Origin of the sequence: Pelomonas aquatica (assembly GCF_026712205.1) — a bacterium.
Classification (GTDB): Bacteria; Pseudomonadota; Gammaproteobacteria; order Burkholderiales; family Burkholderiaceae_C; genus Pelomonas; species Pelomonas aquatica.
In genome coordinates, this window is sequence record NZ_JAPPUW010000014.1 from 154676 (window position 1) to 170061 (window position 15386).

Sequence of the window (15386 nt, forward strand, 5' to 3'; positions counted from 1 at the left end):
GCCCACTCTAGCGACGGCCGGCGGCAGCGTCCACAAGGCCCACCGCAAACGCGGCGGGATGCGATGGCGCCGCGAATCCGTTAGGCTCGCGCGGTCCTGTTCTGGAGTGCCCCATGGCCAAGAAATCCGCCGCCCCCACGCTCGGCATCGGCATCAGCGAGAAGGATCGCGGTTCAATAGCCGCCGGCCTGTCCAAGCTGCTGGCCGAGACCTACACCCTCTACCTGACGACGCACAACTTCCACTGGAACGTGACCGGGCCGATGTTCAACAGCCTGCACGCGATGTTCATGGCCCAGTACACCGAGCTGTGGAACGCGGTCGACCCCATCGCCGAGCGCATCCGCTCGCTGGGCCACGCGGCGCCCGGCAGCTATGCCCAGTTCGCCAAGCTCAGCGGCCTGCCCGACGCGCCCGCCGCGCCGCCCAAGGCGATGAAGATGGTCGAGCTGCTGATGCTGGGCCACGAGGCCGTCGCGCGCACGGCCCGCTCGCTGTTCCCGCTGGTCGACAAGGCCGGCGACGAGCCCAGCGCCGACCTGCTGACGCAGCGCCTGACCGTGCACGAACAAGCCGCATGGATGCTCCGGAGCTTGCTGGAGGAGTAGCCATGGGACGCGAAGCGGACCGGCGCGCAGCGCCAGCGGCTTGGCGGCGCAGCCAACAGACGGCGTGGATGCTGCGCGGCATCCTGGCGGAATAAGGGCAGCAGTCGGATGAAGGTCGCCATCCTGACCTTCGACGGCTTCAACGAGCTCGACAGCTTCGTCGCGCTCGGCCTCATCAACCGGCTGCACGCGCTGGGCTGGAAGGCCGAGATCACCAGCCCGGCCGCCCAGGTCAGGTCGATGAACGGCGTGACCGTGCAGGCCCAGCAGCCGCTGGAGTTCGCCAACGAGGCCGACGTCGTGCTGTTCGGCAGCGGAATCCACAGCCGCGCCATCGCCGCGGACGGCGCGCTGCTGGACCGGCTGCGCCTCGACCCGGTGCGCCAGCTGATCGGCGGCCAATGCTCGGGCACGCTGCTGATGGCCCGCCTGGGCCTGCTGGCCGACATGCCCGCCTGCACCGATTCGACGACCAAGCCCTGGGTGGTGGAGGCCGGCGTGCGCGTGCTGGAAGAGCCCTTCCACGCCCGCGGCCCCATCGCGACGGCCGGCGGCTGCCTGGCCTCGCAATACCTGGCCGCCTGGGTCATGGCTCGCGGCGCCGGCCTGGAGGCGGCACGCGGCGCGCTGCACTATGTAGCGCCGGTGGGCGAGAAGGACGGCTATGTCGAGCGGCTGCTCGGCGTAGTCAAGCCTTTCCTGCCGACTGACTAGGGGCTGATCGCCCCGCGGCGATCAGGCTCAAGCCCTGTGGTCCGCGCGGCGAAGCGGGTGCTCGAACTCAGCGAGCGCGGCGACGCCAGGCCACCAGGCCCACGCCCGCAGCGAGCAGCGTCATCGGCAGGCCGGCCGGCTCGGGCAACGCCCGCGAGGCCTGGCCATCCAGCCGCACGTCGTCCAGGAACGCGGTCGTGTCACCGACAGAGCCAGACAGCCCCTGGAAGGCCAATTCATGCGTGCCGCTGGACAGCAGGCCCAGGTCCAGGGCATGGAGATGCCAGCCCGTTGCAGCGGTCGCTTCGCCGACGGTCTGGCCATCGACGCTGACGCGAACCACCTGGCCGGGGGCATAGCGTGGGCGCAGCGCCAACTCGAAGCTCAGGTTCACATCCATCGCGCCGGCCAGCGAGAAGGTCTGGCTCATGGGATTGCTGGCACCCTGCAGCAGCGCAAAGCGCGAGCCTTCGAATGCCGCCAGAAGATCGTAGGCGCCGGCCACGCCCGTGCCGGCGCCGAACGACCAGCCCACGTTCGGGCCGGTCGGCGCGTAGTTGAAGGTCACGTGGCCGTCGGAGCCGGCGAAAGCCACGCTCGTCCAGTTGGCCTCGAAGCCCGCGTTGGTCAGCGCGATGGGGGCAGCATGAGCCAATTGCGCCATGGCGGCAGTCGCGATGGCAAGGACGAATTTGTTCAGGTGCGTCATGAGACAGTGAGCTTAGGATTCAACGGCAAGGCGCGCATTTCAAACGAAATCACCGTCACTGTGCGTAGCGCGGATGCCGCGCCCCCTCGGGTGCGGGGGGCTGGCAGGCACTGAAGCGCAACACCGAGCCCCGCACGGAGAAAGCAGTCGAGCCCTCGATAATCATGCGTTTGCCTGTCCGCGGGCACCAGCGCCCGCCACCCCCAGCATGTCCGAACCCACCGCCAGCCGCATCGAGACGGAAGTCCGCCGCCGCCGCACCTTCGCCATCATCAGCCACCCCGACGCGGGCAAGACCACGCTGACGGAGAAGCTGCTGCTGTTCTCCGGCGCGATCCAGATCGCCGGCTCGGTGAAGGCGCGCAAGGCCTCGCGGCATGCGACGTCGGACTGGATGGAGATCGAGAAGCAGCGCGGCATCTCGGTGGCCTCGTCGGTCATGCAGATGGAGTACCGCGACTGCGTCATCAACCTGCTGGACACCCCGGGCCACCAGGACTTTTCGGAAGACACCTACCGCGTGCTGACCGCCGTCGACGCGGCGCTGATGGTCATCGACGCGGCCAACGGCGTGGAGCCGCAGACGCGCCGCCTGCTGCAGGTCTGCCGCGCGCGCAACACGCCCATCCTGACCTTCGTCAACAAGATGGACCGCGAGGTGCAGGAGCCGCTGGCGCTGATGGACGAGATCGAGCGCGAGCTCGGCATGACGGTCGTGCCGTTCACGTGGCCGGTCGGCATGGGCAAGCAGTTCCACGGCGTGATGGACCTGCGCCAGCAGCGCATGCGCGTGTTCTCGCCCGGCGAGGACCGCGTGGCCGGCACCGAGGAGGTGCTGGAAGGCCTGGACAACCCGGCCTATGCCGAGCGCTTCGGCATGCAGTACGACAACGCCAAGGGCGAGATCGAGCTGGTCTCCGCGGCCGCGCCGGCCTTCGACCCCGAGCAGTTCCTCGTCGGCCGGCAGACGCCGATGTTCTTCGGCTCGGCCGTCAACAACTTCGGCGTGCAGGAGGTGCTGGACGCCCTCGTCGAGCTGGCCCCCGCGCCGGACGCGCGCCAGGCCATGCAGCGCACCGTGCAGCCCGAGGAGCCCAAGTTCAGCGGCGTGGTGTTCAAGATCCAGGCCAATATGGACCCGGCCCACCGCGACCGCATCGCCTTCCTGCGCGTGGCCTCGGGCCATTTCGAGCGCGGCATGCGGCTCAAGGTCGTGCGCTCGGGCAAGGAGCTGCGGCCCAACACGGTCGTCAGCTTCCTGAGCCAGCGCCGCGAGCTGCTGGACGAGGCCTTCGCCGGCGACATCATCGGCATCCCCAACCACGGCGTGCTGCAGCTGGGCGACACCATCACCGAAGGCGAGGCCCTGCAGTACACCGGCCTGCCCTTCTTCGCGCCGGAAATGTTCCGCTCGGTGGAAGTGGCCGACCCGCTGAAGACCAAGCAGCTCAAGGCCGGCCTGCAGCAGCTCGGCGAGGAGGGCGCCATCCAGGTGTTCCGCCCCATCGCCGGCAGCGTGCTGCTGCTGGGCGCCGTCGGCCAGCTGCAGTTCGAGGTCGTGGCCCACCGGCTGGAGCACGAGTACGGCTGCAAGGCCCGCATCATGCCGAGCCGCTTCCAGGTGGCGCGCTGGGTCACCTGCGACGACGCGGCCGAGCTCAAGCGCTTCATCGACGCCAACGACCACCGCATGGCCTACGACGCGGTCGACGCGCCGACCGTGCTCGTCGAATACGCGCCCGAGCTGCGTGCCATCGAGGCCAACTGGCCCAGGATCAAGTTCCACGCGCTGCGCGAGCACGCCGGCCTGGTGTTCCAGCAAAGGCTGGACGGATAAGCACCTGTTCGAGCGGACGCGGCGCGCGGGTCAAGTCTTGATCCCGGATCCGCCGGACCCGCAGCAGCACCGATGCCCGGGGCTGCCCGAGTCTGCGACCATCGGCCTCCCAACAGGGAGAGCGCCGATGTTCGCCAAGAACCTGATCCGCCGCCTGGGCGCCCGCTGCATCGCCGGCCTGCTGCTGGCCGCACTGGCAGCCCCGGCCGCGCCGCTGCTCCCCGCCGAGCTGCCCGCCGCCGCGCGCGACTGGCTGCCCTGGGCGCTGCAGGGCCAGCCGCCGCTGGGCTGCCCGGCACCGCATGACGCGGCCGTGCCGGCCGTCTGCGTGTGGCCGGGCCGGCTGCAGCTCGACGTCGGCCCGCGCGACGCCGGCTTCAGGCTCGAAGTGCAGGTCTTCGGCGCGCCCGCGCGCGTGGCCCTGCCGGGCGAGGCCGGCGCCTGGCCGCAGGACGTGAAGGCCGCCGGCAAGGCCCTGGCCGTGGCCGAGAACGACGGCCACCCGGCCGTCTGGCTGCCGCCGGGCGCCCATGTCGTCGAGGGCCGCATCGCCTGGGGTGCCCGCGAGATGCCGCAGAACCTGGCCGTGCCGGCGGGCCTGGGTGCCATCGTCGTCAGCAGCGACGGCGCCACACAGGGGCGCGTGCCCGATGCCGAGGGGCGGCTGTGGCTGCGCGCCGTCGCCAGCCCCGCCGAGGCCAGCGACAGCCTGGACCTGAAGACCGCCCGCCTCGTCGACGACGACCTGCCGCTGCGCGTGACCACCGCCTTTGAGCTGCGCGTGGCCGGCCGCGCCCGCGCGGTGGAGCTGCCGCGCGCGCTGCTGCCGGGCTTCGTCGCGATGCAGCTGGACAGCCCCCTGCCCGCGCGCCTGGCCGAGGACGGCCGCCTCGTCGTGCAGGCCCGCCCCGGCGCCTGGCATGTCGAGCTGCAGGCCAGGCTGAGTTCGCCGCTGCAGGCGCTCAAGCTGCCGGAGGGGGGCGGCGGCGAGGAAGTCTGGGTCGTCAAGGCCGAGCCGGCGCTGCGCCTGATCCGGCCCGAAGGCCCGGCGGCCGTGGACCCGCGCCAGGTCGAGATGCCCGAGGCCTGGCGCGCGCTGCCGGCCTTTCGCGTGAAGCCCGGCGAGACGCTGAAGCTGACCGAGCTGCAGCGCGGCAACGCCAAGCCGGCGCCGGACAGCCTGCAGCTGCGGCGCCGGCTGTGGCTGGACTTCGACGGCGGCGGCCTGACCGCGAACGACCAGTTCAGCGGACAGCTGTCGGCCAGCTCGCGGCTGACGATGGCCGCGCCCGGGCAGCTCGGCCGGGCCTCCATCATGGGCGACGACCAGCCCATCACCCGCCTTGACCCGCAGGGGCCGGAGGGCATCGAGGTGCGCTCGCTCGCGGCCAGCTTCGATGCCGACAGCCGCTGGCCGCGCGACGGTGCGCTGCCGGCCAGCGGCTGGAGCGTCGGCGTGAACCAGCTCCAGGCGACGCTGCAGCTGCCGCCCGGCTGGCGGCTGCTCTACGCCCAGGGCCCCAGCCGCGCCGACGGCGCCTGGGTGTCGATGTGGACGCTGTGGGACTTCTTCTTCGTGCTGCTGGCCGCGCTGGCCGCCTACCGGCTGCTGGGCTGGCGCGTCGGCCTGCTGCTCGGCGTCGCGCTGGCGCTGACCTGGCACACGCCCGGCAGCCCGCCGGCCGCGCTGTGGTTCGGCCTGCTCGCGCTGACGGCGCTGGCGCGCGCGCTGCCGGCGGGGCATATGCAGGCCGGCTTCGCGCGCGGCCGGCTCGCGCTGGCCGTGCTGATCGGCCTCGTGCTGCTGCCGTTCGCGGTGCAGGAGGTGCGGCAGTCCATCTACCCGAGCCTGGAGCATGAGGGCATGGCCATGGCCGAGGAACCCGCCGCCGCCCCTGCCGCGGTGGTCCTCCAAGAGAAGCGCATTGCCGGCGAGCGCCTGCGCGACGGGCTGCAGCGCAAGAGCGCGCCGGCTCCCGCCTTCATACCGCCGCGCGAGCTCTCCCTATCGTCAAGCAGCGAGATGGCCCATGTGGACCCGACGGCCCGCGTGCAGACCGGCCCCGGCCTGCCGACCTGGCAGTGGCGCAGCCACGCGCTGAGCTGGAGCGGGCCCGTGACGCCCGAGCAGACGCTGAACCTCTGGCTGCTGCCGCCCTGGGCGACGACGCTGACGAAGCTGATCGGGCTGGCCCTGCTCGTGCTGGCGCTGGCCGCCATGGCGGGCTGGCGGCTGCCTCTCGTGCTCCGTAGACCTCGCGGTGGCGCCGGCGTCGCCGTGGCGCTGCTGGCCGCGCTGAGCCTCGCGCCCGCACCCGCCGACGCGGCCGCGCCGGCCGCCGCCGCCAAGGCCGAGGACGGTGGCGCGGCCTGGCCCAGCGACGACCAGCTGCAGGCCCTGCGCGCCAAGCTCGCGACGCCGCCGGGCTGCCTGCCGCGCTGCGCCGAGCTGGCGCGCCTGCTCGTTAGCGCGCAAGGCCCGGCCGTGCAGCTGCGCGCCGAAATCCATGCCCAGGCCCTGGTGGCCGTGCCCCTGCCCGGCCAGGGCAAGGGCTGGCAGCCGGCCAGCCTGCTGCTGGACGGCCAGCCGGCCGCGACGCGCCGCGACGACCAGGGGCGCCTCTGGCTGGCCGTGCCGGCCGGCGTGCACCAGCTCGTGCTGGCCGCCGACGTCGGCAATGCCAGCGGCCTGGACATCGCGCTGCCGCTGCCGCCGCGCGAGCTGCAGTCCGAGCTGAAGGGCTGGACGCTGGCCGGCCTGGACCCGCGCGGCCAGGCCAGCGGCGCGATCTCGCTGAGCCGCGAGGCCGTGGCGGCCGGCGGCATTGGACGCACCGAGGACGCCGGCACCCAGCGCGACGCGCTGCCGCCGCTGGTGCGCGTGCAGCGCCGCCTGTCCTTAAGCCTGCGCTGGCAGGTGCAGACTCACGTCGAGCGCATCGCGCCCAGCCGCGCGCCGCTGCGCGTGCGCTGGGCCCTGCTGCCCGGCGAGGCCGTGAGCGACGCCCGCGTGACGGTGGACGGCGGCGTGGCCAGCCTGCAGCTGGGCGCCGAGGACGAGGCCGACGTGGCCAGCAGCCTGCAGCCCGGCGAGGCGCTGACGCTGCGGGCCGGCCGCGAGCCCCACCAGGTCGAGCAATGGACGCTGGCCGCGTCGACGCAATGGCATGCCGAGGCCGGCGGCTTGGCCGCGACGGCCCTGCAGCAGGACGGCGAGTGGCTGCCCGAGTGGCGGCCCTGGCCCGGCGAGACGCTGAAGCTGAGCGTCAGGAAGCCGGCCGGCGTCGGCGGCCAGACGCTGACGTTGGACGGTGCGCAGACGACGGTGACGCCCGGCGAACGCAGCAGCGACGTGGCGCTAGGGCTGAAGCTGCGCGCCAGCCTCGGCGGCCCGCACACGCTGAAGCTGCCGGCCGGCGCCGAGCTGCTGGGCGTGAAGCTCAATGGCGAGCCGCTGGCCCTGCAGCTGCGCGACGGTGCGCTGACGCCCGGCGCGCAGACGGCCGAGATCCGCTGGCGCGAGCCGGCGGGCATGGGCGCCTGGTGGCGGCATGCGGGCCTGGCGCTGGGCCTGGGCGGCGTCAACGACCAGCTGACGCTGAACGTGCCCGCGGACCGCATCGTGCTGGCCGTCGGCGGCCCGCTGATCGGGCCGGCCGTGCTGATCTGGGGCGCCCTCGTCATCGCGCTGGCGCTGGCCTGGTTCGCGCCGCGCGGCCTGGAAGGGCTCAGGGGCCTGATGGGCCGGCCGGCCTGGGTGCTGCTGGTGCTGGGCGTGGCGCCGGTGTCGCTGTCCGCCCTGGCCGTGCTGGCCGGCTGGTTCGCCGGGCTGGAGGCGCGGCGGCGCTGGGCCGGCCACGGCACGCGCGCCCTGCGCAGCGTCGTGCAGCTGGGCCTGGTGCTGTGGACGCTGTTCGCCATCGGCGCGCTGCTGGACGTGCTGCGCACCGGCCTGCTGGGCTACCCGGACCTGCTCGTCGCCGGGCCGGGCTCGAACAGCCATCTGCTGAACTGGACCAGCGACCGCTTTGCGGAGCACACGGCCGGCGCCTGGTGCTTCAGCGCGCCGCTGTGGCTCTACCGCGCGGCCATGCTGGCCTGGGCGCTGTGGCTGGCGGCCTCGCTGCTGCGCTGGGTGGGCTGGGCCTGGGCCTGCTTCAGCGCGGGCGAGGCCTGGCCGGGCAGGGCGGCGAAGCTCGCCGAGACCGTCGTCGAAGACACGCCGCCGGGCGAAGGAAGCTGACGATCCTCGCGCGCCCGGTGCGCGAGGGTCGCCGGGCGGCGATCAACGATTCGTCGAGTAGTTGACCGGCAGCCAGTCATAACCCTTGCCGTTGGCGCGCAGCTGGCCGATGCCGGGGAAGCTGACGTGGGTCACGGCGACGTAGTAGCCCTCCCTGGCCGCGGCGGCGTAGGCGGCCTCGCGCGCGGGGCGGGCGGCCTTGGGGTCGGAGTCGAACTGCACGGTCACCGACGGATCGGGGAATTGCACGGCGGCGACGTGCATCAGGTCGCCCCAGAACATGATCTTCCGGCCCTGGCTCTCGGCGACGTAGTTGCTGTGGCCGGGCGTGTGGCCGTAGGCGGGGTAGGCCTTCACGCCGGGCACGATGTCGACGCCGCTCCTGCTGCCGTCGAAGGGCTTGAAGCGGCCCGCGTCGGCAAAGCCCTTGACGATGGCGGCGACGGCCTTGCCCTCGTCGCCGCCCTTGGCGACCTGCTCGGGCTTCAGCCAGAAGTCGCTGTCGCGCCTGTCCAGGCGCAGCGTCGCGTTCGGGAACAGGGCCGCCGCCGCGCCGCCGATGTGGTCGCCGTGCATATGGGTGACGACGATCTCGTCGACCTGCTCGGGCGTGTAGCCCGAGGCCTTGAGGTTGGCCAGCATGCGGCCGGCGGTGGGGCCGAACAGGCCGGCCGCGCCGGTGTCGACGAGGACGAGCCGGGCGCCGGTGTTGACCAGATAGGCATTGACCGAGGTCTCCAGCGGCAGGCCCAGGTAGGCGCGCTGCAGGGCCTTCCGCGTGAGCGGCCTGGGCTGCTGCAGCAGCTCGTCGACCGGCAGGTCGATGCTGCCGTCGGACAGCGCGGTGATCTCGAAATCGCCGAGCTGCAGCCGGTACCAGCCGGGCGCCTGGCCCTTGAGCTGGGGGCCGGCGGCGAGGGCGGTGGTGGCGCAGAGGGCCAGGGTGAGGGCGGCGGGAAGCAGGCGCTTGGGCATGGTGGGTTTCCGGAAGGATGGCGGGCAGCGGCGCAGCATAGCGACGCCGCCGCGCCCCTGCAGCACGCAGGGCTGCTGTCTGCCGGCTGGACAGCGCGCGCCGATCGGAATGACTGATCTGCGGACAGTGCCGGCCTTGCAGGCAGCAAAACCACGGGTAAGCGCGCAAGGGTTTTCACTTGATCCGCCCCGGTCTGGCGCGGGCATGGCTTTTGCGCCTGGGCGCCTGGCATTCGAAACGACATAGACCACCAGGAGACAAGCCATGCCCCGACGCCATCCGGCGCGCTCGCGTCTGCACTTCGCCATCCTCGCCGCGCTCGGCGCGCCCCTGCCCGCGGCCGCGCAGACCGCGCCGGCCGCCGCCGAGCCCCAGGTGGCGACGCTGGAGGTCGTCAAGGTCACGGCGCGCAAGCGCGAGGAGTCGCTGCAGGACGTGCCGGTGGCCGTCACGGCGCTGACGGCCGAGCAGCTGGAGCGGCTCGCGATCAGGGATCTTGGCGACCTGCAGGGCCAGGTGCCCAACCTGACCATCTACGCCGCGCGCGGCAGCAACACGACGATCACGACCTTCATCCGCGGCGTCGGCCAGGCCGACCCGCTGTGGGGCGTGGACCCGGGCGTGGGCATCTATTTCGACGACGTCTACATCGCCCGCCCGCAGGGCGCGCTGCTGGACGTCTACGACGTGCAGCGCGTGGAGGTGCTGCGCGGCCCGCAGGGCACGCTGTACGGCAAGAACACCGTGGGCGGCGCCGTGAAATACGTCTCCAAGCCGCTGCCGACGCAGACTGAAGGGCAGGTGACGCTGGCGATGGGCAACTACGGCCAGGTCACGGCCAAGGGCGCCGTGGGCACGGCGGTGGCCGATGGCCAGCTGCGCCTGCGCGTGGCCGGCGCCAGCCTGAATCGCGACGGCTACGGCAGGAATCTGACCGACGGCAGCCCGGTCAGCGACCAGGACACGACCAGCGGCCGCTTCTCGGCCGGCTGGTTCCCGACCGGCTCCACCTTCAGCGCCCAACTGTCGGTGGACCGCACGCAGGACGCCTCGCATATGCGCGGCTTCCAGCGCCTGGCGGTCAACCGGTTCGACCCGGCCCAGACGCCGCCCGGCGACAGCCGCTACGACATCGCGGCGGGCATGCCCAACGCCAACTCGACCAACAGCAAGGGCGAGTCGCTGACGCTGAACTGGGGCGTCGGCGAGGCCTGGAGCCTGAAGTACATCGGCGCCCACCGCGCGTCGGACACCAGCACGGCCATCGACTTCGACGGCCTGCCCAACAAGATCGCCGACGTGCGCGCCGAGTACCACGACAGCTCGAACAGCCATGAGCTGCAGGCCATCTTCGAGGGGCAGGCCAGTTCCGGCGTCATCGGTGTCTACGCCTTCGATGGCCGCGCGGGCGGTACGGTGAGCAACAACTTCTTCAACCGCTCGTTCGGCACGACCAATGGCACCGTCTACACCAAGGGCAAGGCGGCATTCGGCGACTGGAGCTGGCGCCTGACGCCGCAATTCAGCGTCAGCACCGGCCTGCGCTACACGCAGGAGGACAAGCATGCCGTCGTGCTGAACCAGGCCTTCGCGAACGCCACGTTCAGCGGCGCGCCGATCGCCACGCTGGCCAACTTCGACAAGACGCTCTCCGTCAGCAACACCTCGCCGCGGCTGTCGCTGGAGTACAAGCTCAGCAAGGAGGTCCAGCTCTACACCACGGCCTCGCGCGGCTTCAAGAGCGGCGGCTACAACATCCGCGCCAACACGGCGGTCTTCCCCAGATCGGACCAGCCCTTCCTGGACGAGAAGCTGGACTCGCTGGAGTTCGGCGCCAAGACCGTGCTGGACCAGGGCCGCCTCGAATTGAATGCGGCGCTGTTCCACAACAACTACAAGAACGTGCAGCTGTCGGTGTTCACCAGCTACAAGCTCCCGAGCGGTGCGTCCGGCTTCTTCGGAGACATGCTGAACGCGGGCAAGGCGACGGTCAACGGCGCGGAGCTGGAAGTCCTGTGGATGCCCAGCACGGCATGGCGCCTCAGCGGCCATATCGCCGGCACCGATGCCAAGTACGACGAGTACATCGACCGCAAGGGCGGCCAGGACGTGAACATCGCCAGCGTGATGAAGTTCACCAACACGCCCAAGTTCCAGGCCGGCCTCAATGTGGAGCACATCAGCCCGATGCCCGTGGGCACGCTGCGCACACGCCTGGGCCTGAGCTACCGCAGCAAGGTGTATCCGACCATGCTGCCGCCGGACAACCCCGGCCAGCACAACGAGGCGCTGGCCCAGGATTCCTACGCGCTCGTGAATGCCGGCCTGATCTGGGAAAAGGATCGCAGGCTGAGCTTCTTCCTGCAGGGCAGCAACCTGACCAACAGGGCCTACAAGACCGACGGCTACGACATCGCGGCCCTCGGCGTGCTGGACGCCTTCTACGGCCCGCCGCGCAGCTTCACGGTCGGCGGCACCTACAAGTTCTAAGTGCCCGTCCATGTCCTGAAACCTGGTCCGGCAGGGAGCCTGGCGCGGTACATTGCGCCGGCCATGCCCCTGTCCAAAAACCAGACAAGCGCCGTCGCCGACATCCCCCAGGATGTCGACGGCCTGCTGCGCCTGGCCGCGCAGTCGATGTTCGACGTGCTGGCCCGGTCGACGGAAGGGATGATGGTCATCGACCGCCATCACCGCGTGGTCTGGATCAGCGACGGCTACAAGCGCTTCCTGCCGGCGCTCGGCTTTGCCGACGAGCAGGAGTTCGTCGGCCGCCCGGTCGAGGACGTGGTGCCCAACACGCAGATGCTGCAGGTGCTGGAGACCGGCAAGCCCGTCCTCGTGGACCTGCTGACCAACCGGGCCGGCACCTTCCTCGTCAGCCGGCTGCCGCTGAGGAACGACGCGGGCGAGGTCATCGGCGCGCTCGGCCTGGTGCTGCTGGACCACCCCGAGACGACGATGCAGCCGCTGATCCAGAAGTTCGGGCGGCTGCAGCAGGAGCTGGAGGACACGCGGCGCCAGCTCGCCGCCGAAGTTTCAGCAAAACGCCGGCCCAAGTACACGATCGCGAGCTTCATCGGCGCCAGCCCCGCCGCGCTCGAAGTGAAGCGCCAGGCACGCCGCGTCGCGCAGACCGACTCGACCGTGCTGCTGCTGGGCGAGACCGGCACCGGCAAGGAGCTGATGGCCCACGCCATCCACTCGGCCTCACGCCGCGCGCACCGCCCGCTGGTGGGCGTGAACATCGCTGCCGTGCCGGAGACGCTGCTGGAAGCCGAGTTCTTCGGCGTCTCGCCCGGCGCCTACACCGGCGCGGACCGCAAGGGCCGCGACGGCAAGTTCAAGCTGGCCGATGGCGGCACGCTCTTCCTCGACGAGATCGGCGACATGCCGCTGGCGCTTCAAGCGAAGCTGCTGCGCGTGCTGCAGGAGCAGGAGGTGGAGCCGCTGGGCAGCAACACGGTGATGCGCGTGGACGTGCGCGTGATCGCGGCCACCAGCCGCGACCTCGCCGCCATGGTCGCCGCCGGCCAGTTCCGCGCCGACCTCTACTACCGCCTCAACGTGCTGCCCATCCGCGTGCCGGCGCTGCGCGAGCGGCTGGACGACATCGAGGCGCTGGCCGAGGCGCTGGGCGAAGACATCGCCCGCCGCAGCGGCATGCCTCAGAAGCTGTTGAGCCCCGACGCCATCGAATGGCTGATGCAGCAGGCCTGGCCGGGCAATATCCGCGAGCTGCGCAACACGCTGGAGCAGGTCAGCCTGATGAGCGACGACATGCAGCTGACGGCGCAGCATTTCCAAGGTGGCCACGGACTCGTCGCGGCGCCCGCTCCGGTCGAGGCGCCCGCTGCGCAGGCCGCCGCCGTGACGACCGCCCAGGCCGTCGCGCCGCTGCCCGAGCTGATAGAGGCGCTGGAGCGCGAGGCGATCGCCCGCGCGCTGCAGGCCACCGGCGGCAACCGCATGGCTGCTGCGCGGCTGCTGCAGATTTCGCGGGCATCGTTGTACGAGCGGCTGGCGCGGTGGCCAGGCCTGGAAGTCCAGGTTTCAAACAGCGCCTGAATTTCAGACACTCAAACCGTCCCGCCGAACCCAAAACCGCGGGAGAACCCGGATGAAAACCCGCCTCGGCGACCCTTCCCCGCCGGGCACGGCCCTTGCAAAAAGGGAAGACACCGTCTGCCGACAGAGCAGACCTGACGAACTCCAGGAGACAAGCCCCATGCGCATCCTCACGCGCCGCTTTGCCCTCGCCGCCGCCACGCTGTCGCTCGCCCTGCCCAGCCTGACCCTGGCCGCCGGCAACGAAATCCGCATCGCCCACGTCTACAGCAAGACCGGCCCGCTGGAGGCCTATGGCAAGCAGACGCAGACCGGCTTCATGATGGGCCTGGACTACGCCACCGGCGGCACGATGAGCGTGGCCGGCAGGAAGCTCGTCGTCATCGAGAAGGACGACCAGGGCAAGCCCGACGTGGGCAAGAGCCTGCTGGCCGCGGCCTATGGCGACGACAAGGCCGACATCGTTGTCGGCCCCACGTCCTCGGGCGTGGCTCTGGCCATGCTGCCGGTGGCCGAGGAGTACAAGAAGATCCTGCTCGTCGAGCCCGCTGTGGCCGACTCAATCACCGGCGACAAGTGGAACAAATACATCTTCCGCACCGGCCGCAACTCGTCGCAGGACGCCATCGGCAACGCGGTGGCCTCGGACATCGCCGGCCTGAACATTGGCGTGCTGGCCCAGGACTACGCCTTCGGCCGCGATGCCGTGAAGGCCTACAAGGAGGCGCTGAAGAAGGCCAGGATCGTCCACGAGGAATACCTGCCGACGCAGACGACCGACTTCACCGCGGGCATCCAGCGCCTCGTCGACGCGCTGAAGGACAAGCCCGGCCCCAAGGTCATCGCCGTCGTGTGGGCGGGTGCCACCACGCCCTTCCCGGCGCTGGCCGCACTGGACCTGCAGAAGCGCTACGGCATCGCCGTCGGCTCGGGCGGCAACATCCTGCCGGCCATGGCCGCCTACAAGCAGTTCCCCGGCATGGAAGGCGCGACCTACTACTACTTCGGCATCCCGAAGAACCCGGTCAACGAATGGCTGGTGGCCAACCACTACAAGCAGTTCAAGGCCCCGCCCGACTTCTTCACGGCCGGCGGCATGAGCGCGGCCATCGCCCTGGTCGAGGCGTTGAAGAAGACCGGCGGCGACACGGCCACCAGCAAGCTCATCAAGACCATGGAGGGCATGAGCTTCGAGACGCCCAAGGGCAAGATGACCTTCCGCGCCGAAGACCATCAGGCCATGCAGTCCATGTACCACTTCAGGATCAAGGTGGACCCGGCCTTCCCCTGGGGCGTGCCGGAGCTGGTCCGGGAGATCAAGCCCGAAGAGGTGAACGTGCCCATCCGCAACAAGCGTTGAGCGCGGACGGCCCGTGCTCGAAACCAAGAACCTGACGATCCGCTTTGGCGGACACGTCGCCGTCGACGGCGTGAGCTGCGCCTTCCAGCCCGGCACGCTGACGGCCATCGTCGGCCCCAACGGCGCGGGCAAGACGACCTACTTCAACCTGATCTCGGGCCAGCTGCCGGCGACGAGCGGCGAGGTCTGGCTGGACGGCGAGAACCTGACCGGCCAGCCCGCCCCGGCGCGCACGCGCCGCGGCCTGGGCCGGGCCTTCCAGCTGACGCAGCTGTTCGCCCACCTGACCGTGCTGGAGAACGTGCGTCTGGCCGTCCAGGCGCGGCAAGGCAAGGGCTTGGCGATGCTGTCGGTCTGGCTGTCCCACCGCGAGCTCATAGCCGAGGCCGAGGCCATCCTGAAACGCGTGCGGCTCGACCCGCGCAGCAGCGATCTCGCCGCCAGCCTGCCGCATGGCGACCAGCGCAAGCTGGAGGTCGCGATGCTGATCGCGCTCGACCCCAAGGTCTATCTTTTCGACGAGCCGACCGCCGGCATGAGCGTGGACGAGGTGCCGGTCGTGCTGGACCTGATCCGCGCGTTGAAGGCCGAGAAGAAGCACACGCTGCTGCTGGTGGAGCACAAGATGGACGTCGTCCGCGAGCTGGCCGACCGCATCATCGTGCTGCACCAGGGCAGGCTGGTGGCCGACGGCGACCCGGCCACGGTGATCGCCTCGCCCATCGTGCAAGAGGCCTACCTCGGGGTTGCCGCATGAGACATCCAGTGTCAACCCCCGCCAGAAGAAGTGGCTTTGAGGGCGGACAGATGAAGGCTGGCGTCGTAAGTCTTGCGATCGGTCCAGGCGCGCCAGAGCACGCGCAACCAGGCC

At 71.0% G+C, this 15386-nt stretch carries 10 protein-coding genes; 8 read left to right on the top strand and 2 right to left on the bottom strand.

All coding sequences use genetic code 11. The features are described 5' to 3' along the window. Nucleotides 1-113: 113 nt before the first annotated feature. Both NYP07_RS16175 and NYP07_RS16180 read left to right on the top strand, forming a co-directional pair. Nucleotides 114-608 carry a Dps family protein gene (locus NYP07_RS16175; RefSeq protein WP_268152216.1) on the top strand — a complete coding sequence of 165 codons (495 nt, stop codon included), beginning with the start codon at nt 114-116 and terminating at the stop codon, nt 606-608. Nucleotides 609-716: 108 nt separating this feature from the next. After that, nucleotides 717-1322, top strand: coding sequence for a type 1 glutamine amidotransferase family protein (locus NYP07_RS16180; RefSeq protein ID WP_268152218.1), 606 nt, complete (start codon nt 717-719; stop codon nt 1320-1322). Nucleotides 1323-1389: 67 nt separating this feature from the next. Here NYP07_RS16180 and NYP07_RS16185 read toward each other — a convergent pair whose 3' ends face one another. Further along, nucleotides 1390-2031: a hypothetical protein gene (locus NYP07_RS16185; protein WP_268152220.1), complete on the bottom strand. Its 642-nt coding sequence runs from the start codon at nt 2029-2031 to the stop codon at nt 1390-1392. Between the two features lie 208 nt (nt 2032-2239). On the opposite strand from NYP07_RS16185, the gene NYP07_RS16190 reads away from it, so the two are divergent. Continuing rightward, entirely contained in the window at nt 2240-3868 is a 1629-nt protein-coding gene (locus tag NYP07_RS16190; protein ID WP_268152222.1) for a peptide chain release factor 3, read from the top strand. 127 nt (nt 3869-3995) lie between these two features. Then, the gene (locus NYP07_RS16195) at nt 3996-8111 is read left to right on the top strand and encodes a hypothetical protein (protein ID WP_268152224.1); all 4116 of its coding nucleotides are present in this window, start codon (nt 3996-3998) and stop codon (nt 8109-8111) included. A 42-nt stretch (nt 8112-8153) separates the two neighbouring features. On the opposite strand, the gene NYP07_RS16200 is transcribed toward NYP07_RS16195, so the two are convergent. Next, on the bottom strand, nt 8154-9086 hold the full coding sequence (locus NYP07_RS16200; RefSeq protein WP_268152226.1) for an MBL fold metallo-hydrolase: 933 nt from the start codon (nt 9084-9086) through the stop codon (nt 8154-8156). A 265-nt stretch (nt 9087-9351) separates the two neighbouring features. Here NYP07_RS16200 and NYP07_RS16205 point away from each other — a divergent pair, with 265 nt between their 5' ends. The 4 genes from NYP07_RS16205 to NYP07_RS16220 all read left to right on the top strand — a co-directional run bounded on the left by NYP07_RS16205 (nt 9352) and on the right by NYP07_RS16220 (nt 15272). Beyond that, nucleotides 9352-11577 carry a TonB-dependent receptor gene (locus NYP07_RS16205; protein WP_268152228.1) on the top strand — a complete coding sequence of 742 codons (2226 nt, stop codon included), beginning with the start codon at nt 9352-9354 and terminating at the stop codon, nt 11575-11577. Nucleotides 11578-11640: 63 nt separating this feature from the next. Beyond that, a complete protein-coding gene (locus tag NYP07_RS16210; RefSeq protein ID WP_268152230.1) occupies nt 11641-13155 on the top strand; it encodes a sigma-54 interaction domain-containing protein in 1515 nt (504 codons plus the stop codon). Nucleotides 13156-13315: 160 nt separating this feature from the next. Then, nucleotides 13316-14515 (top strand): substrate-binding domain-containing protein, encoded by a 1200-nt coding sequence (locus NYP07_RS16215; RefSeq protein ID WP_268152232.1) that lies wholly within the window; start codon nt 13316-13318, stop codon nt 14513-14515. A 13-nt stretch (nt 14516-14528) separates the two neighbouring features. Further along, nucleotides 14529-15272, top strand: a complete 744-nt coding sequence (locus tag NYP07_RS16220) for an ABC transporter ATP-binding protein (protein ID WP_268152234.1) — start codon at nt 14529-14531, stop codon at nt 15270-15272. Nucleotides 15273-15386: the final 114 nt, after the last annotated feature.